20 protein-coding genes are annotated in these 18,724 nt (G+C 62.3%); 18 read left to right on the top strand and 2 right to left on the bottom strand.

Going from position 1 to position 18,724, the window contains the following annotated elements; translation table 11 throughout:
* Positions 1-127 precede the first annotated feature (127 nt).
* Entirely contained in the window at positions 128-2,353 is a 2,226-nt protein-coding gene (locus DS839_RS30020) for a sensor histidine kinase NtrY-like (protein WP_119274200.1), read from the top strand.
* A gap of 82 nt (positions 2,354-2,435) precedes the next feature.
* Entirely contained in the window at positions 2,436-3,842 is a 1,407-nt protein-coding gene (gene ntrX, locus DS839_RS30015; RefSeq protein WP_119274198.1) for a nitrogen assimilation response regulator NtrX, read from the top strand.
* Between the two features lie 392 nt (positions 3,843-4,234).
* Here ntrX and DS839_RS30010 read toward each other — a convergent pair whose 3' ends face one another.
* Both DS839_RS30010 and rpmG read right to left on the bottom strand, forming a co-directional pair.
* Positions 4,235-5,722: an aldehyde dehydrogenase gene (locus DS839_RS30010; protein WP_119274196.1), complete on the bottom strand. Its 1,488-nt coding sequence runs from the start codon at positions 5,720-5,722 to the stop codon at positions 4,235-4,237.
* 102 nt (positions 5,723-5,824) lie between these two features.
* Entirely contained in the window at positions 5,825-5,992 is a 168-nt protein-coding gene (rpmG, locus tag DS839_RS30005) for a 50S ribosomal protein L33 (RefSeq protein ID WP_119274195.1), read from the bottom strand.
* A gap of 130 nt (positions 5,993-6,122) precedes the next feature.
* Between rpmG and DS839_RS30000 the strand changes: the two genes are divergently transcribed.
* The 16 genes from DS839_RS30000 (at position 6,123) to DS839_RS29925 (ending at position 18,695) form a co-directional block, all read left to right on the top strand.
* Complete coding sequence (locus tag DS839_RS30000; RefSeq protein WP_119274194.1) at positions 6,123-6,416, top strand: hypothetical protein; 294 nt, start codon at positions 6,123-6,125, stop codon at positions 6,414-6,416.
* A 153-nt stretch (positions 6,417-6,569) separates the two neighbouring features.
* Positions 6,570-6,980, top strand: coding sequence for a DNA-directed RNA polymerase subunit omega (rpoZ, locus tag DS839_RS29995; RefSeq protein WP_119274193.1), 411 nt, complete (start codon positions 6,570-6,572; stop codon positions 6,978-6,980).
* Positions 6,981-7,186: 206 nt separating this feature from the next.
* Positions 7,187-9,349: a RelA/SpoT family protein gene (locus DS839_RS29990; protein WP_119274192.1), complete on the top strand. Its 2,163-nt coding sequence runs from the start codon at positions 7,187-7,189 to the stop codon at positions 9,347-9,349.
* A gap of 9 nt (positions 9,350-9,358) precedes the next feature.
* The gene (pyrE, locus tag DS839_RS29985; RefSeq protein WP_119274191.1) at positions 9,359-9,943 is read left to right on the top strand and encodes an orotate phosphoribosyltransferase; all 585 of its coding nucleotides are present in this window, start codon (positions 9,359-9,361) and stop codon (positions 9,941-9,943) included.
* Positions 9,940-10,344, top strand: coding sequence for a holo-ACP synthase (gene acpS, locus DS839_RS29980; RefSeq protein ID WP_119274190.1), 405 nt, complete (start codon positions 9,940-9,942; stop codon positions 10,342-10,344). Before pyrE ends, acpS begins: the two co-directional genes overlap by 4 nt.
* Positions 10,345-10,511: 167 nt before the next feature.
* Positions 10,512-11,342, top strand: coding sequence for a signal peptidase I (gene lepB, locus DS839_RS29975; RefSeq protein ID WP_368912002.1), 831 nt, complete (start codon positions 10,512-10,514; stop codon positions 11,340-11,342).
* Between the two features lie 4 nt (positions 11,343-11,346).
* Positions 11,347-12,054, top strand: a complete 708-nt coding sequence (gene rnc, locus DS839_RS29970) for a ribonuclease III (protein ID WP_162918898.1) — start codon at positions 11,347-11,349, stop codon at positions 12,052-12,054.
* The gene (gene era / locus DS839_RS29965; RefSeq protein WP_119274188.1) at positions 12,051-12,938 is read left to right on the top strand and encodes a GTPase Era; all 888 of its coding nucleotides are present in this window, start codon (positions 12,051-12,053) and stop codon (positions 12,936-12,938) included. Before rnc ends, era begins: the two co-directional genes overlap by 4 nt.
* Before the next feature lie 24 nt (positions 12,939-12,962).
* Positions 12,963-13,193, top strand: coding sequence for a CopG family ribbon-helix-helix protein (locus DS839_RS29960; RefSeq protein WP_119274187.1), 231 nt, complete (start codon positions 12,963-12,965; stop codon positions 13,191-13,193).
* A gap of 16 nt (positions 13,194-13,209) precedes the next feature.
* The gene (locus DS839_RS29955; protein ID WP_119274186.1) at positions 13,210-13,497 is read left to right on the top strand and encodes a type II toxin-antitoxin system RelE/ParE family toxin; all 288 of its coding nucleotides are present in this window, start codon (positions 13,210-13,212) and stop codon (positions 13,495-13,497) included.
* Positions 13,498-13,531: 34 nt separating this feature from the next.
* Positions 13,532-14,275 (top strand): DNA repair protein RecO, encoded by a 744-nt coding sequence (gene recO, locus DS839_RS29950; protein ID WP_119274185.1) that lies wholly within the window; start codon positions 13,532-13,534, stop codon positions 14,273-14,275.
* 64 nt (positions 14,276-14,339) lie between these two features.
* The gene (gene mce, locus DS839_RS29945) at positions 14,340-14,744 is read left to right on the top strand and encodes a methylmalonyl-CoA epimerase (protein ID WP_119274184.1); all 405 of its coding nucleotides are present in this window, start codon (positions 14,340-14,342) and stop codon (positions 14,742-14,744) included.
* Positions 14,741-14,995 carry a DUF1467 family protein gene (locus tag DS839_RS29940; RefSeq protein WP_119274183.1) on the top strand — a complete coding sequence of 85 codons (255 nt, stop codon included), beginning with the start codon at positions 14,741-14,743 and terminating at the stop codon, positions 14,993-14,995. The genes mce and DS839_RS29940 overlap by 4 nt, the downstream gene beginning before the upstream one ends.
* Positions 14,996-15,373: 378 nt before the next feature.
* Positions 15,374-16,699 carry a proline--tRNA ligase gene (gene proS, locus DS839_RS29935; protein WP_119274182.1) on the top strand — a complete coding sequence of 442 codons (1,326 nt, stop codon included), beginning with the start codon at positions 15,374-15,376 and terminating at the stop codon, positions 16,697-16,699.
* On the top strand, positions 16,699-18,009 hold the full coding sequence (locus DS839_RS29930) for a lipoprotein-releasing ABC transporter permease subunit (RefSeq protein ID WP_119274181.1): 1,311 nt from the start codon (positions 16,699-16,701) through the stop codon (positions 18,007-18,009). Before proS ends, DS839_RS29930 begins: the two co-directional genes overlap by 1 nt.
* Complete coding sequence (locus tag DS839_RS29925) at positions 18,006-18,695, top strand: ABC transporter ATP-binding protein (RefSeq protein ID WP_119274180.1); 690 nt, start codon at positions 18,006-18,008, stop codon at positions 18,693-18,695. The genes DS839_RS29930 and DS839_RS29925 overlap by 4 nt, the downstream gene beginning before the upstream one ends.
* Positions 18,696-18,724 lie beyond the last annotated feature (29 nt).

Below are 18,724 nucleotides of genomic sequence, written 5' to 3'. Positions count from 1 at the left end.
TCCCTTAATAATTGAAATTATTTGAAATTCTCCTCCTGCGGGAAAAGTGGCGGAATACCACTGTCGCAAATTTGCCACGATAGTTGTGGATTCCTTGCCACAGTGCCGCTTGAGGCGGGGGAGATTTATGGCCCTGACGGACAACATTGAGACCGACAAGCATTCGCGCCTGTCCCGCCTGCCGGGAATAGTGGGCATCGCCGTCGTATGCCTGTCGATCCTCGCCGGCCTCGCCACCTATACGATCCTGACCGGCCTGTCGCCGATCAAGCCCACCCCGGACATCATCACCTGGCTTTTGGGCGGCAACCTCGTCCTGGTGCTGATCATGGTGGGCATGATCCTGTGGCAGGTGTGGTCGCTCATCATCGCCCGGAGGCGTGGCACGGCGGGCGCCGGCCTCCATATCAGGCTGGTCTCGCTGTTCAGCCTGGTTGCCGCCCTGCCGGCGCTCATCGTCGCCGCTTTTGCCGCCGTCACCCTCAATCGCGGCCTCGATGCCTGGTTCTCCGAGCGTACCCGTTCCATCGTCGATTCCGCCGTGACGGTGGCGGAAGCCTATATGCGTGACCATGGCGAGACAGCGCGCGGGGATATCGCTTCCATCGCCGCCGACCTCAACAACCAGAAGCTCCTCTTCGACAGTGACCGGCCGGATTTCGTCCGCCGCGTCGCCCGTCACGCCGCCTTGCGCGGCCTGGTCGGAGCCTTCGTCTTCGACACCGCCTTCAAGCGCATCGATGCCAACATCACTCTCAACAACAAGATCGCCTTTCGCGCCCCTCCGGCCGAGGCGATCGAGCGCGCCGACAAGGGCGAGCTCGTGGTCATTCCCCCGGGCGAGGGCGGCAATATCATCCGGGCGTTGATCAAGCTCACCAACTATCCGTCCGAATATCTTTATGTCTATCGCGCCATCAACCCGTCGGTCATCGACCAGCTCGACGAGACGCGCGCCGCCAAAGCCGAATATGACCAGTTGCTGTCGCAGCGCTCGGGCGTCCAGATCACCTTCGCCCTCATGTATGCGGGCGTCTCGCTCATCTTCCTGCTCGCCGCCATCTGGCTTGGCCTCTGGTTCGCCGACCGCATCGTGGCGCCGGTGGTGAGCCTGCTCAATGCGGCGCGGCGCGTCTCGGCGGGCGATCTCGACGCCAAGGTGAGCGAGGTCCAGGGGCCCGGCGACCTGCAGACGCTGGCGCGCGCCTTCAACCGCATGACCTATCAGTTGAAGGAACAGCGCAACGAGCTCATGACCGCCAATCTCCAGCTCGACGAGCGCCGCCGGTTCACCGAAGCGATGCTCTCCGGCGTTTCGGCCGGCGTCATCGGCGTCGAGCCGGATGGCGAGATATCGCTCGTCAATCCCTCCGCCATCACTCTCATCGGCACGGCCGAGCGCGATCTTCTCGGCCGCCGGCTCTCCGATGTCCTGCCGGCCTTTTCCGCCGTGTTCGAGCAGGCTCTGTCGCGCGTCTCGGGTTGGGCCGAAGGTCAGGTGAACATGCGGGTCGGCACTCATGAGCGCAATTTCGTCGTGCGTGTCACCACCGAGGCCGCGGACAGCGACGATCACGGCTATGTCGTCACCTTCGACGATATTTCCGAGTTGGTGTCGGCGCAGCGCAATTCGGCCTGGGCCGACATCGCCCGGCGCATCGCCCATGAGATCAAGAACCCGCTGACCCCGATCCAGCTCTCGGCTGAACGGCTGAAGCGCAAATACGGCCGCGAGATCCAGACCGACAAGCAGATCTTCGAGCAATGCACCGACACCATCATCCGTCAGGTGGGCGACATCGGGCGCATGGTCGACGAGTTCTCGGCCTTCGCGCGCATGCCGAGCGCCAGTCTCGAGATGCAGGACATGGCGGCAGTGGTGCGGGAGGCGACCATTCTGCAGCGCGTTTCGGCCGGCGATCTCGATATCGACGTCAGGCTTGCCGATGACCGCATCGACTTCGCCTTCGACCGGCGCCTGATCACCCAGGCGGTGACCAATCTGGTCAAGAACGCGCGCGAAGCCATCGAGGCGCGCCTGCACGACGATCAGGCGGTGAAGGGCAAGATCCTGGTCGAAGCCGGCATCGAGAATCGCGCGCCCTTCATCAGTGTGACCGACAATGGTGTCGGCTTGCCCAAGGAGAACCGCCATCGCCTGACCGAGCCCTATATGACGACCAGGGCGAAGGGCACCGGTTTGGGGCTAGCGATCGTCAAACGGATCATGGAGGAACATCAGGGCCGCGTCGTGCTGGATGACGCGCCCGCGGATTTCGATGGCGGACACGGCGCCCGCGTCACCTTGAGTTTCATGCCGCTTCTGCAAGAGCAGGTCGCGGCGACGGCATGAGCAGGATGCGATTAGTGGAAGAGATCACGATGATGCTGGATTGGAAGATCCAGAATCATCGTGATCCATGGGGTTAAGTAATATGGCAGCAGATATTCTCATCGTAGATGACGAAGCGGACATCCGGGAACTGATTTCGGGCATCCTCCAGGACGAGGGCTATGAGACGCGCCTGGCGCGCAACAGCGATGCGGCACTCGCCGCCTTGGCCGACCGCCGTCCCTCGCTGATCGTCCTCGACATCTGGCTGCAGGAATCCAAGCTCGACGGTCTCGATCTCTTGACCGTCATCCGCGAGCGGCATCCCGAACTGCCGGTCGTCATCATTTCCGGCCACGGCAATATCGAGACGGCGGTCTCGGCCATCAAGCGCGGCGCCTACGACTATATCGAGAAGCCGTTCAATGCCGACCGGCTCATCCTGGTCGTCGGCCGGGCGCTCGAGGCATCGAGGCTCAGGCGCGAGAATGAGGCGCTCAAGGGTCGCACCGGCGCCGATTCCGAGCTGCTGGGCTCGTCCATGGCCATGCGGCAGTTGCGCCAGACGCTGAAGAAGATCGCGCCCTCCAACAGCCGCATTCTGATCACCGGCCCCATGGGGGCCGGCAAGGAGCTTGCCGCGCGCGGCCTGCATGAGATGTCACAGCGCGCCAACGGCCCCTTCGTCATATTGAGCGCCGCGACCATGGCGCCCGAGCGGATGGAAGAGGAGCTCTTCGGCATCGAGGATGGATCGGGCGCCACCCAGCGCGTCGGCGCGCTGGAGGAGGCCCATAGCGGCACGCTTTATATCGACGAGATCGCCGACATGCCAGTCGAGACGCAAGGCAAGGTGCTGCGCGTCCTGGTGGAGCAGACGTTCCAGCGGGTAGGGGGCGGCAAGAAGGTCAAGGTCGACGTGCGCATCGTCTCCTCGACGGGCCGCGACCTGTCGACATTGATTTCAGAGGGCCGTTTCCGCGAGGACCTCTATCACCGCCTGAGCGTCGTGCCGGTGCGTGTGCCCTCGCTGGCGGAGCGGCGCGAGGACATCCCCGAGCTCATCGAATATTTCTCCAGGCTCTATTCCGTGACCTCAGGGCAACCGCACCGCAAGCTCGCGACCGATGCGATCGCCATGCTCCAGACCCAGGACTGGCCGGGTAATGTGCGCCAGCTGCGCAACAATATCGAACGGGTCATGATCTTGGCGGGCGGTGATCCTGGGAGCGAGATCACCGCAGCGATGCTGCCTTCCGATGTGGGCGCTGCCTTGACGCCGGCAGCCACGGGCTTCGGGGGCGAGCATCTTCTGGCCCTTCCGCTGCGTGAGGCGCGCGAGGCCTTCGAACGAGATTACGTAGCGGCACAGCTTTCCCGTTTTGGCGGCAATATCTCACGCACGGCCCAGTTCGTGGGCATGGAGAGATCAGCATTACATAGAAAAATCAAACTCTTAGGCCTTGCCGTTCGCGGTGAAGGTGAAGACTTCGCCGCGGCCGCCAAGTAATCGGCCTTTCGCTGAACGTAACAATTTATTGCTGAGCACAATAATCCGGCCCTGGTCGCAAGTAATGGGCTCCCCAAAGCCTATAAATTCAATTAAAACTTTATGCGTCTTGGTTGCGCCGCCACAACGGCGCGGTTCTTGCTAGCGCTGGGCGTGATCCCAAAAGGAAACGATTTCCCTTAGGGAAATACTCAGGCAGGAAATCAAGAGCAAAACGTGATGGCGCCGCAATCGGCAGCCACCACCGTAAATCAGGGCCGCAAGGCCAAAGAATGCCCCACGGGTCAGGTCCGCCGCATCTCCTGAAACGAGGGGCTTAGCCGGTCCGGAAGCGCATCGAGTGGCCTCCTCGATATTACGCATCCGGGCCGGCGCCTTTTATGGCCCTATCATCACAGTTGGATGTAGGTGTGCTTGATCTGCTGATATTTTTCCAAGGCATGCAGCGACTTGTCGCGCCCGATGCCGGACTGCTTGTAGCCGCCGAAGGGTGCGGTGATATCGCCGCCATCGGTTGAATTGATATTGACCGTGCCGGCGCGCAGAGCCCGGGCGACCTTGTGCGCGCGGGTGATGTCCCTGGTCCACAGGCTCGCCTGCAGGCCATAGATCGTGTCATTGGCGATCTTCACCGCTTCTTCGTCGTCCTTGAAGGTGATGGTCGCCACCACCGGTCCGAAGATCTCCTCTTGCGCGATGCGCATCGAGTTCTTCACATCATCGAAGATCGTCGGCTCGACATAGAAGCCGCCGGTATTGCGCCTGGCCCGTTCGCCGCCAAAGGCGACCTTGGCGCCTTCCTTGCGGCCGATATCGATATAGCCGAGGACGCGGTCCATCTGGCTCTCATCGACCATGGCGCCCATGGTGGTCTTGGGATCGAGCGGGTCCTTGGGCCGCCATTTGTCGGCATGCTTGGCGACGAGCTCGATGAACTGATCCTTGATCTTCTCCTGGACGATGATGCGCGTCGCCGCCGTGCACACTTGGCCCGAATTGTAGAACACCCCGGCTGCCGCGGTCGCCGCCGCATGATTGATGTCGGCGACGTCGCCGAAGACGATATTGGGCGACTTGCCGCCGGTCTCGAGCGCCACATGCTTCATGTTGCTCTCGCCCGCATAGCGCAGGAAGTATTTGCCGACCTCGGTCGAACCGGTGAAGGCGATCATGTCGACGTCCATATGGCGGCCGAGCGCCTGGCCGGCGGTCTCGCCAAAGCCCGGCAGCACGTTGAGCACGCCCTCGGGAAGGCCCGCTTCGGCGGCAAGCTCGGCGACGCGCAGCGCCGTCAGCGGCGACTGCTCGGCGGGCTTCAGGATGACGGAATTGCCGGTCGCGAGCGCCGGTCCAAGCTTCCAGGAGGCCATCAAGAGCGGGAAGTTCCACGGCACCACGCAGCCCACGACGCCGATCGGCTCGCGCGTGATCATCGAGATCGAATCAGGCCGCGCCGGGGCCAGCTCGTCATAGACCTTGTCGGTGGTCTCGGCATACCACTGCAGGCAGCGGATGGAGGAGGCGAGATCGACGGCGAGCGCATTGGCGATCGGCTTGCCGACATCGAGCGTTTCGAGCAACGCCAGCTCCTCGCGATGCTTCTCGATCAGCGCCACCCATTTCAGCAGGATGCGTTTGCGCTGCGCCGGCGCCATTTGCGACCAGGTCCCCTTCTCGAAGACGGCACGGGCCGCCTTGACTGCGCGCTCGACATCTTCCTTGTCGCATTCGGCGACCTTGGTGAGCACTTTGCCGTCGATCGGCGAAATGCGGTCGAAGGTCTTGCCGGAAGCCGAAGGCGCGAACTTGCCGTTGATGAAAGCCTGATTGCGATATGAGACCTGGGCGATCTGGGTACGATAGTCTTCGGCGGCAGCCATGGCGCATCTCCTTATGCGGCGAGGGGACGGGAATGGAGAGATGATATCAAAAAGGCATCGCCTTGACGGCGATGCCTTTCATGCAAAAGCGGAATATCGGTCTTACTTGATTTTCGTTTCCTTGAAATCGACGTGCTTGCGCGCCACCGGGTCGTACTTCTTGAAGGTGAGCTTGTCGGTCTTGGTGCGCGAGTTCTTCTTGGTCACATAAAAGTAACCCGTATCCGCCGTCGACTGCAGCTTGATCTTGATCACATTGCCTTTGGCCATAATAAATCTCCTCGAGCCCTCAAGGCCCGGCTTCAGTTGGCGCGGGATATGGCCGAAGGCCGTCTGAAAGTCAAGGAAAGGGCAGGCCTGCCTTGTTCTTACATTGGGGGTGTGCTCTGAAGCAGGCAGGATGATTTCTCTCCGCGAACCTTCGTTATTCACGTTGGGGCTGGGCAGCGGCTTGATGGCCTTGGCATTTTTTATGCAATCGCTCGCATTGGCCTTGGTCGCAGAGGTCGTTCTGCTTGCCTGGCTCGCTTTTGGCCTGATCCTCACCTGGTCACGGCCTGACATCGTCCTGGAAAAGCAGCGCAAGACTGGCGCTCCGGCAACCGGTAAATTGCCCGGCGAACAGTACTACATAAGGGTCGTCCTGATAGGCCTGTTGGCGCATGCGGCATGGACTTGCTTTAAGGCCTTATGAAATATGCCGAAACCCGGCCGGGTGGGCTGGGGGAAGAGCTGCCGGGCGGACCACCGGGGGTGCTTCGGGCTGGTCCGGCACGGGCTTGCATTTTCAAGGCGTTGCGCCTAAAAGGCCGCCATCCCGATCCCTATCAAGGAATGAACGAGCCCCATGGCGCGCGTTACTGTTGAAGACTGCATCGACAAGCTCCCGAACCGGTTCGAGCTGGTCCTCCTGTCCGCCCATCGTGCGCGGATGATTTCGCAGGGTGCCCCGCTTTCCGTCGAGCGCGACAACGACAAGAATCCCGTCGTCGCCTTGCGCGAGATCGCCGACGAGACGGTGAATACCGACGACCTGCGCGAGGAATATATCCACGCCATGCAGAAGCATGTCGAGGTCGACGAGCCCGAGCAGAGCGAGGTCCCGCTCATCCAGCAGTCGGGCGACATGTCGGTCGTCAATGATCAGCCGGAAACCGACCAGGCCGATATGGAGCGCATGACCGAAGAGGAGCTGCTGCGTGGCCTCGAGGGACTTCCCCCTGCGGAAAGCCCCGGCAGCCAGCGCAACGGCTACTGAGCCGGTCCGCTCCAGCCTTCAAAACATCGAGCAACTTCTGACGCTGCATTTCGGGCGGCGTCTTGAAGTCATGGCGGAAGGCCTTCCGATGCGTCCCGATCCAATCCTTATATGAAGTTTTGGGTGGCGAGGCTTGTCGGTGGAGGTCTCGCTTTAAGCTTTTTTTCCGTTACTATCGCCGTGATTGCGGTGGTTAAGACAGCGCCATGATGCGGCAGTTCGAGCTGGTTGAACGGGTCATGTCCTATGATCGGGGTGCCGATGAGGACCTGCTCAACCGCGCCTATGTCTATGCCATGAAGGCGCATGGCGGCCAGAAGCGCGCCTCGGGCGAGGCTTATTTCAATCATCCGCTGGAAGTGGCGGCGATCCTCGCCGAGATGAAGCTCGACGGCGCCACCATTGCCGCCGCCCTTCTTCATGATGTGGTTGAGGACACCGAGGCAACCCAGGCACAGATCGAGGAGAAGTTCGGCCACGAGATCGCCTCCCTCGTTGACGGCCTCACCAAGATCAAGCGCCTCGACCTCGTCACCAAGGAAGCGACCCAGGCCGAGAACCTGCGCAAGCTCCTTCTCGCCATGGCCAAGGACGTGCGCGTGCTCCTGGTCAAGCTTGCCGACCGTTTGCACAATATGCGCACGCTCGGCCACATGGCGCAGGACAAGAAGGTCCGCATCGCTCAGGAGACGATGGACATCTATGCGCCGCTCGCCGGGCGCATGGGCATGCAGAATGTGCGCGAGGAGCTCGAGGATATCAGCTTCCGGGTGCTCAACCCCGACGCCTTCGCCACGGTGAAGAAGCGGCTCGACCGCCTGCATGAGGAAAGCGGCAGCCTCCTGCTCGAGATCGAAAAGGAGCTCAAGGCCGAGCTCAAGGCCAATGGCATCGACGCCAAGGTGACCGGCCGCGAGAAACGGCCTTATTCGATCTGGCGCAAGATGGAGCGCAAGAGCCTGTCGCTCGGCCAGCTCTCCGATATCTTCGGCTTTCGGGTGATCGTTACCAGCGTCGATGAATGCTATCGGGCGCTGGGCGTCGCGCACCGCACCTGGCGCGCCGTGCCCGGCCGTTTCAAGGACTATATCTCGACGCCGAAGCAGAACGACTATCAGTCGCTCCATACGACGGTCATCGGCCCGCACCACCGCCGTGTCGAGATGCAGATCCGCACCCGCGAGATGAACGAAATCGCCGAGCGTGGCGTCGCGGCGCATGCGCTCTATAAGGATGTGCGCCGGCCCGCCGATGCCGTGAACGGCGTGCGTGTGCCCTCAGCCGAGTCCAACGCCTATCGCTGGCTGAGGCACCTGGTCGAGATGCTGTCGGAAGGCGAAAGCCCGCGCGAGTTCCTGGAGCATACGCGCCTCGAGCTGTTTCAGGACCAGGTCTTCTGCTTCACCCCCAAGGGCCAGCTCATCGCTTTGCCGCGCGGCGCCACGCCGATCGACTTCGCTTATGCCGTCCATACGAGCATCGGGGACAGTTGCGTCGGCTGCCGCATCAACGGCCGTCATGCGCCCCTCGTCACCCAGCTCGACAATGGCGATGAGGTGGAGATCATCAGATCGGAGGCGCAGGTGCCGCCCGCCGCCTGGGAAGGGCTTGCCGTCACCGGCAAGGCGCGCGCCGCCATCCGCCGCGCCACCCGGCTCGCCACGCGCCGCCAATATGCCGGCCTCGGCAAGGAGATCGTCGAACGGCTCCTGGAGAAGGTCGGCAAGAGCTTCGTCAAGGCCGATGTTGCCGCGGCGATCACGCGCACCGGCCACAAGAATCTGGAAGACGCCCTGTCGGCCGTCGGGCGGGGCGAACTCGCCGCCGCCGACATACTCAAGGCCATGGGACTTGCAATCGAAGCCCCGACACCCCAGCGCAAGAAGCCGGCCACCCGCCACGGCGAAGCTGAATCGGGCATACCCATACGCGGCGCCGGACGCGACCAGGCGCTCAAATTCTCGCTCGCCACCGGCGCCGTTCCGGGCGAACGCATCGTCGGCATCCGCATGCCGGGCGAGGGCATCGTCATCCACCCGATCTTCGCCCGGGCGCTGGAAAGTTTCGACAGCGAGCCCGATCGCTGGATCGACCTGACCTGGGACACGACCACCGAAGGCCAGCGCTTCCCGGCGCGCATCCTGGTCAAGGTCCATAACGAAGTCGGGGCCCTGGCGCAGGTCACCCAGGTGATCGGCGATTCGGGCGCCAATATCGATGAATTGCAAATGGTCACCCAGGGCGGGGCGCGCGATTTCTTTGATCTCGACATCCTGCTTGAGGTACATGACCTCAAGCATCTCAACCAAATCATGCGCGACCTCCAGCTCAAGCCTCTGGTGAGCTCGGTCGACCGCGCCGAGGGATAGGAAAAAGGCATGACCAATGACGAGGTTCTGGCGGAGTTCAGGGCGGCGGGCGCATTGCTCGAAGGGCATTTCGTGCTCACATCGGGGCTGCACAGCCCGCGCTACCTGCAGTGCGCACGTGTCCTGATGGACCCGGCGCGGGCCGCCCGCCTGTGTGCCGTTCTCGCTCAGAAGGTGAAGGCGAAGATCGGCGGCAGGATCGATCTGGTCGCCTCGCCCGCCATGGGCGGCGTCGTCGTCGGCTATGAGATGGCGCGCCAATTGGGGGTTCCCTCCATCTTCTTCGAGCGGGTCGAGGGCAAGCTCAGCCTGAGGCGCGGCTTCACCATCGACAAAGGGGCGCGCGTTCTCATGGTGGAGGACATCGTGACCACGGGCCTGTCCTCGCGCGAATGCATTGCCGGCATCCATGAGGAGGGAGGCGAGACCGTGGGAGCGGCCTGCCTGATCGACCGTTCCGGCGGCAAGGCCGATCTCGGCACGCCGCTGTCGGCGCTCGCCAGTGTTGAAATCCCGACCTATCCCGCCGACGAGCTGCCGCCCGACCTCGCCGCCCTCCCGGCCGTGAAGCCGGGCAGCCGGGGCCTCAAATGATCATCGGCCTCGGCAACGACATGATCGACATAAGGCGGATCGAGAAGACGCTCGAGCGCTATGGCGAGCGTTTCACGAATCGCGTCTTCACCGAGATCGAGCGGCGCAAGTCGGACCGCCGGGCCGAACGGGCGGCCTCCTATGCCAAGCGCTATGCCGCTAAGGAAGCCTGCTCCAAGGCCTTGGGCACCGGTTTCAGCCGGGGCGTCTTCTGGCGCGACCTGGGGGTGGTGAACGAGCCTTCGGGCAAACCGACCATGGTGCTGACGGGCGGCGCCGGCAAGCGGCTGGCGAGCCTTGTGCCGCGAGGGCACAGGCCGCAGATCCACCTCACCATCACCGATGATTTTCCCTATGCCCAGGCATTTGTGATCATCGAGGCATTGCCGTTGGAAGCCTGAAGGACTTCCGGGTGTAAAGCCTGAAGATGGGCCGGGTTGGGCCTAATCCCGGGAAGAGGGGCTGCAATGCCGGGATGTAATCTTTCCTACCGTTGAATCGGGCATATATGCGTACTATAGGCAGGAAAACGGGCCGGCCCGGAACTGGCATGGATACTGTGAAACATATGAAAGATCATAATATGGCGGCGGCGGCGCGGGATTCCCGTAAGAAATCCGAAGACGGGTTCTGGGATACGATCAAGGTCATCATTCAGGCCCTGCTGATCGCTTTCGCCGTCCGCATGTTCCTTTATCAGCCCTTCAACATCCCATCGGAGTCCATGTATCCGACGCTGAAGGTCGGCGACTATCTGTTCGTCTCCAAATTGTCCTATGGCTACAGCAAATACTCCTTCAATTTCGGCCTGAATCTCTTCGGCAACGAGCTGTTCAAATTCGGCCCCATACCGGTGGACGGCCGCTTCTTCTGGACGGCCGAGCCCAAGCGTGGCGACGTCGCGGTTTTCAAGCTGCCCCGCGACAATGAGACGGATTACATCAAGCGGGTGATCGGCCTGCCGGGCGACCGCGTCCAGATGCAGAACGGCGTCCTCTACATCAACGGCGTCGCGGTGTCCAAGCAGCGGATCGCCGATTTCGTCGACGAGCAGGGGCCGGGCGTCGGCCGTCCCGTCCCGCAATATGTCGAGACCCTGCCCAACGGCGTCAGCTACAATGTGCTCGACGAGACTTCCAACGGCGCCGCCGACAATACCGGCGAATATGTCGTGCCCCCCGCCCACTATTTCATGATGGGCGACAATCGCGACAACTCGCTCGACAGCCGTTTTGCCCAGAATGCCGCGGGCGGCGGGGTCGGTTACGTCCCTTATGAGAACTTCGTCGGCCGCGCCGATATCATCTTCTTCTCGATCGAGCCGGATGCCGCCTTCTGGCAGATCTGGAAATGGCCGACCTCGATCCGTTGGCTGCGCTTCTTCAACCTCGTGAATTGAGGCCGTGACCACCGATCGCACGCGATTTACCGATCAGGAATACCAGTCGATCGCGGCGCTCCTCGGCTACACGTTCCGCAACCGCGATCTCCTCAAGGCCGCGCTCACCCATGGCAGCGGCCGCAAGGGCAAGACCAACACCACCTATCAGCGGCTGGAATTTCTCGGCGACCGGGTCCTGGGGCTCGTCATCGCCGAGGAGCTCTATGTCCGCAATCCGCGCAAGGCGGAAGGAGCGCTCGCCCAGAATTTCAGCCTGCTGGTGCGTGCCGAGGCTTGCGCCGACGCGGCGCGCGAGCTCGGCATCGCCGAGCACATCCGGGTCGGGCTGAAGGAAAAGGCGCAAGGGATGACCACCCAGACGCTCATCCTGGGCGATGTGATGGAGGCGATCCTCGGCGCCATGTATCTCGATGGCGGGCTAGAGCCGTCGCGGGCGCTGATCATGCGGCTGTGGGAGAGGCGGCTTTCCAACCGCACCAAGCTCGTCAAGGATGCCAAGAGCTTCCTGCAGGAATGGGCGCTCGGCCAAGCGAAGGCGATACCAGCCTATCGGGTCGTGGCGCGTGACGGCCCGGATCATTCGCCTCATTTCACCATCGGCGTCACCGTCGATGGCTTCTCCGAGGCGATCGCCAGCGCGCAGTCGAAGCGGATCGGCGAGCAGCTCGCGGCCGAAGCCTTCCTGCGCCGCGAAAAGATACGCAAGTGACGACGCGCTGCGGTTTCTGCGCCATCATCGGCGCGCCCAATGCCGGCAAGTCCACGCTGGTCAACGCGCTCGCCGGCGCCAAAATCTCGATCGTCTCGCACAAGGTCCAGACGACACGCTCGCGGCTGCGGGCGATCGTCGTCATGGGCGAAAGCCAGGTCATCTTCGTCGACACGCCGGGCATCTTCAAGCCGAAGCGCCGGCTCGATGAAGCGATGGTCGAGGGCGCCTGGGCGGGTGCCGCCGAGGCCGATGCCGTCATATTGCTGTGCGACGTGCGCCGCGGCCTCGACGATGAGGTTCTTTTGATCATCGAGGGACTGAAGAAGAACGGCATCAAGGCCTTCCTGGCGCTCAACAAGATCGACCTCGTCAGGCCTGAGGCGCTTCTGGAGCTGGCCGCCAGGTTCAACGAGGCTCTCGCCTTCCGCGAGACCTTCATGATCAGCGCGCTCACGGGCAGCGGAGTCGAGAAGCTGCGCGAGCGTCTTGCCGGTCTCATGCCGGAAGGACCGTGGCTCTATGCCGAGGACCAGATCGCCGATGTGCCGTTGCGCTTCCTCGCCGCCGAGGCGACACGCGAGAAGCTTTATGAAAGGCTGCATGAGGAACTGCCCTACGCCTCGACGGTCGAGACCGAGAAATGGGAAGAGCGCAAGGACGGTTCGGTGCGCATCGACCAGGTGATTTATGTCGAGCGCGAGAGCCAGCGCAAGATCGTGCTCGGCAAAGGCGGGCAGACCATCAAGGCACTGGGCCAGGCCGCGAGGCTCGAGCTCGAGAAGGCTTTCGAACGGCGGGTCCATCTGTTCCTGTTCGTCAAGGTGCGCGAGAGTTGGGCCAAGGACCCGGAGCGCCTGCGCGCGATGGGGCTTTTGGATTAGGCCTGGCTATGGCAAAATGGGTGCATGGACAAAAACGACATCATCCCTGACGATCTCAACCGCCGCATTGATGCGCTGGTTGCGCGCACCACGCTGACACGCAGCCAGATCATCGAGGATGCGCTTGCCCATGGCCGCTCTCTGGCTTGGCAAGAGAAGTGGGTAGCCGGGGTACAGGAGGGCATCGAAGCCGCTGACCGCGGTGAATTCGCAACTGAAGAAGAAATCGCCTCGGTTCTCAACAGGTACAGCTAGGCTTGACCGGACTGCCGTGCGGATTGCCTGGACCCGACGCTATCTGATCGAACTTGCAGCGATTGGCGATTATATTGGTGAACGCGACCCACGAGCTGCCGCCCGCATTGTCAGGATGATCCATAGTAAAACCGGGCGACTGCTTTCGGCGAATCCTTTTATCGGCCGTGTGGGTGAAATCAAAGGCACGCGCGAATTGGTCATTCCCGGGACGCCCTATATTGTCGCTTATCGCGTGACAGATACCCAGGTCGAGGTCCTCTTCGTTCAACATGGTGCCCGGCAGTGGCCGGACGAAATCTAGTCGGAAGAGCAATGTAGTTCGATCGCTGCATCCCATGGAATGGAAAGACGAAGGCATTGTTCTGGCGGTCAAGCGCCATGGCGAGAGTAGCGCCATCGCCGAGATCCTGACCGCGACGCGCGGACGCTCGCTGGGCCTGGTGCGCGGCGGCCGGTCGCGGCATATGCGCCCGGTCCTGCAGCCGGGAAACATCGTGCTGGCCACCTGGCGCGCCCGCCTCGAGGAGCATCTCGGCAATTTCGCCCTGGAGCCGCTCGAGCTCAAGGCCGGCCTCCTGATCGGCGAGGCGATGCGGCTCGCCGCCCTGACCACGTTGACCGCCGAAGCCCAATTGCTGCCCGAGCGCGAGCCGCATCCGCGGCTTTACGAGGCGATGCGGGTCGTTCTTGATGCGCTCGAGGATGAGGGCACCTGGCCGGCGCTCCTGGTGCGCTGGGAGCTCGGGCTTCTCGATGAGTTGGGTTTCGGGCTCGATCTCGCCCGCTGTGCCGCGACCGGCACGACCGAGGACCTCGTCTATGTGTCGCCCAAGACGGGAAGGGCGGTCAGCCGCGCCGCCGGCCTTGCCTATCACGAGAGGCTGCTGGCCTTGCCGGCTTTCCTCAAAGGCATCCAGGCGGAGAGGCCGGGACAGACGGACGTCGTGGATGGGCTCAAACTGACCGGCTTCTTCCTCGAACGCCATGTCTTTGGTCCGCGTGGCGTCGGGGCGCCCGAATCCCGCCACTGGATATTGACGCATCTGAATGCGAATGGAACGGCATCGGCATCGGCCTAAAGGCCGCATTGATCCGGCGCACCGGCGTCCATAGATTGCGCCCGCATTTAGTAGGGAAAGTCCCATGCTGGGCCGCTTGAACCATGTCGCCATTGCCGTCCCCGATCTCGCCGAAGGGATCAGGATCTATCGCGACGTCCTGGGCGCCAAGGTCTCGGCACCGCAGGCGGAGCCCGCGCATGGAGTGACCGTGGTGTTCGTCGAATTGCCCAACACCAAGATCGAGCTTCTCGAGCCCCTGGGTGATGCCTCGCCCATCAAGGGCTTCCTCGACAAGAATCCGTCGGGCGGCATCCACCATGTCTGCTATGAGGTCGCAGACATCATCGCGGCGCGCGATCGCCTGAAGGCGGAAGGGGCGCGCATATTGGGCGACGGCGAGCCCAAGATCGGCGCCCATGGCAAGCCGGTCCTCTTCCTTCATCCCAAGGATTTCTCCGGCACCTTGCTCGAGCTCGAACAGGCATGAAGATCGGGACCGCGATCGCGATCTATTTCGTCGTCTGGTGGATCGTGCTGTTCGCCATTCTGCCCTGGGGCGTGAAGAACGCGCATGAAGCGGGCGAGACGACATTGGAAGGCAACGAGCCGGGGGCTCCGGTCCAGCATCAGATGGGGAAGAAGGCGCTCATCACCACGGTGGTCGCCGCCGTGGTCTTCGCCATCATCTATTTCGCCATCCAGTATGGCTGGCCTTGGGTCAGCGGCGGCGCCCAATAAAAAAAGCAAGGCTTTCGCCTTGCTTTCTGTTGAGTGTGTTTGTCTTCAACTGCGCTCCAGGATTTCGTCCTGTGGCGGCTGCTGCCTTTGACGGCGCGCCGGAAGACTCCTCCCCAGACTTGGGCTTCTGGCCCTCATCCTTGTCGTTATTGGGAGGCGACGCTAGCCATATTTCACAGTCCTGTCACGTGAAATGTGACGGAACGGTGGCGAAATTTTCGGCCGCAATTGCTCATCGCGTGGGCATTTCCGTTCGTTGGTATAACGGGACGCCGTAAGGCATCTTCTTGACCCCAGCCCGATGCCCCCTCTATTGGCTTGAGTTCTGGCCGGATTCGCTTCAAAAGAGCCGCCGATTTTCCTCGTACAGGATTCTTCATGCGGATTTCCCAATATTTCATGCCCATTCTGCGCGACGACCCCAAGGAGGCCGAGATCGCATCCCACAGGCTCATGCTGCGTTCAGGCATGATCCGCCAGGAAGCGGCCGGCAGCTACTCCTGGTTGCCGATGGGTTTCCGCGTTCTCAAGAAGATTGAGCAGATCGTCCGCGAAGAGCAGGACCGGGCAGGGGCCATCGAGGTTCTGATGCCGACTATTCAGTCGGCGGACCTTTGGAAGAAATCCGGCCGCTACAATGCCTATGGGCCTGAGATGCTGCGCATCAGGGACCGGCATGATCGCGACATGCTCTATGGTCCGACCAATGAGGAGATGATCACCGAGATCTTCCGCTCGGGCGTCCAGAGCTACAAGGACCTGCCGCGCAACCTCTATCACATCCAGTGGAAATTCCGCGACGAGGTGCGCCCGCGCTTCGGCGTCATGCGCGGCCGCGAATTTCTCATGAAGGATGCCTACTCCTTCGACCTCAACCGCGAGACCGGCCAGCATTCCTACAACAAGATGTTCGTCGCCTATTTGCGCACCTTCGCCCGCATGGGCCTCAAGGCGGTGCCGATGCGCGCCGAGACCGGTCCCATTGGCGGCAAGGACAGCCATGAATTCCTCATCCTCGCCGATACAGGCGAGAGCGCGGTCTTCTTCGACCGTGATTTCTACGACATGGACTGGACCAACTTCGACATCGACTATGATGATGTCGGCAAGGTCGCGAAGCTGGTCGAGGACTTCACCAACAAATATGCGGCGACCGACGAGAAGCACGACCAGGCGGAATTCGAGGAGCGCGTGCCCGAGGCCCGCCGGCTGACCGGCCGGGGGATCGAAGTCGGCCATATTTTCTTCTTCGGCACCAAATATTCTGAGCCTCTCGGATGTCTGGTCCAGGGGCCGGACGGGAAGCAGGTGCCGGTGCAGTCGGGATCCTACGGAATTGGCGTGTCTCGCCTGGTGGGCGGGATCATCGAGGCGAGCCATGATGAGAACGGCATCATCTGGCCCGAGCCCGTGGCGCCGTTCAAACTCGGCCTCATCAATCTGAAGGCGGGCGATGCCGAGACCGACCAGGCCTGCGAGAAGATCTATCAGGGTCTTAAGGCCAAGGGCGTCGAGGTGCTCTATGACGACACCGACGAGCGGCCGGGCGGCAAATTCAAGGTCATGGACCTCATCGGATTGCCCTGGCAGGTCATCATCGGCCCGCGCGGCCTGAAAGACGGCATCGCCGAAGTGAAGAACCGCAAGACCGGTGAGCGCAGCAACATACCGCTTGCCGACATCGTGGCGAGGTTCTCCGCCTGATGGACAAGGCGCTGCCGGACACCAAGCCTTTCGCTCCCTTCGAGCGGATGCTGGCGCTGCGCTATCTGTTGACCCGTCGCCGCGAGGGCTTCGTCTCGGTCATCTCGCTCATTTCGTTCCTCGGCATCATGCTGGGCGTCGCTACCCTCATCGTGGTCATGGCGGTGCTCAACGGCTTCCGCGCCGAATTGCTCGACAAGATCTTAGGCTTCAGCGGCCATGCGACCTTCTATTCGCTCGATGCCGCGCCGATCACCGATTATGAGAATGATACGGCACGCATCGCCAGGGTGCCGGGCGTCGTCCACGCCATGCCCTTCGTCGAGGGCCAGGCCATGGCCTCGACCCAGCGCAACAATACCGGTGCGCTGGTGCGCGGCGTCCACGAAGCCGATCTCAAGAAACTGCCGAGCATCAACAACCAGAACCTCACCACCGCTCTCAAGGAGTTAGGCACACCCGATGAGGTGCCGTCATTGGATGGCTTCGAAAACTCGGGCGGCGTCGCGATCGGCGAGCGCATGGCCTGGAAGCACGGCCTTGGCCTCGGCAGCACGCTGACGATCATCTCGCCCGCAGGCCCTGAGACCGTCATGGGCACCGCACCGCGCATCCGCGACTATCCGGTCGTCGCCATCTTCAAGATCGGCATGTCGGAATATGATGAAAGCGTTATCTATATGCCGCTTGCCGAGGCGCAGGACTATTTCGTCGTCGATAATGCGGCTTCCGCCATCGAGGTCACCGTCGACAATCCCGACATGATCAGCGAGATGAAACCGGCGCTCCTCGACGCGGCGGGGCCGAGTCTCGATATTCAGACCTGGCAGCAGCGCAACCAGGCTTTTTTCGGCGCGCTCGCGGTCGAACGCAATGTGATGTTCCTGGTCCTGACCATGATCATCCTGGTGGCCGCGCTCAACATCATTTCCGGCCTCTATATGCTGGTGAAGGACAAGGGGCACGACATCGCCATCCTGCGCACCATGGGCGCGACGAGCGGCAGTGTGCAGCGGATATTCTTCATGACCGGTGCGATCATCGGTGTCGTCGGAACGCTTGCCGGCTTTCTGCTCGGTCTCGTCATTTGCCTCAATGTCGACGGCATTCGCCGTTTCGTCACCTGGCTCTCCGGCACGGAAGTGTTTTCTCCGGAGCTCTATTATCTCTCGCAGCTCCCCGCCAAGATCGAGCCGGTGCAGACCGCGAGCATTGTTCTCATGTCGCTGGCGCTCTCATTCTTGGCGACCCTCTATCCCGCGTGGCGCGCGGCGCGGCTCGATCCGGTCGAGGCTCTGCGCTACGAATGAGCGACGAACTGAAGCCCGCCCTCGAACTGCGCCATGTCGCACGCTCCTATTCGGAAGGCGCGAGCCGCCTCGATGTGTTCCTGGATATCAGCCTCGATGTCCATCCGGGCGAGATCGTAGCACTCGTCGGACAGTCGGGCTCGGGCAAATCATCGCTGCTCCATATTGCGGGCCTGCTCGAAACGCCGACGGCGGGCGAGGTATTCGTCGCCGGGCAGAACTGCACGGCGCTCGATGACGCATCGCGCACCCGCATCCGCCGCATCGGCATCGGCTTTGTCTACCAGTTCCATCACCTGCTGCCGGAATTCTCGGCGCTCGAGAACATCATGATGCCGCAGCTCATCGCCGGCGCCGACAAGCCCGCGGCGAGCAAGCGCGCGCTCGAGCTCCTGGAACGTTTCGGCCTCGCGCCACGCGCCGAGCATCGCCCCGCCGAGCTTTCGGGCGGTGAACAGCAGCGCGTCGCCATCTCGCGCGCTCTGGCCAATCGGCCGCTGCTGCTCCTTGCCGATGAGCCGACCGGCAATCTCGACCCCAAGACCTCCGACCAGGTCCATGCCGAATTCCTTCGCGTCATTGCCGAGGAAGGGGTGGGAGCCCTGATCGCGACGCACAATTTCGAGCTCGCCCGCCGGATGACGCGGCTGGTGAAGCTCGAGGACGGCCGGCTCAGCCCGGGCTGAACCCCCCTGTGGAATAGGCCGCCACTGAT

The sequence above is a fragment of the Taklimakanibacter deserti genome (assembly GCA_003574785.1).
Note: the sequence above shows the minus strand (reverse complement) of the source record. Positions and strands in the feature narration are given on the sequence as shown.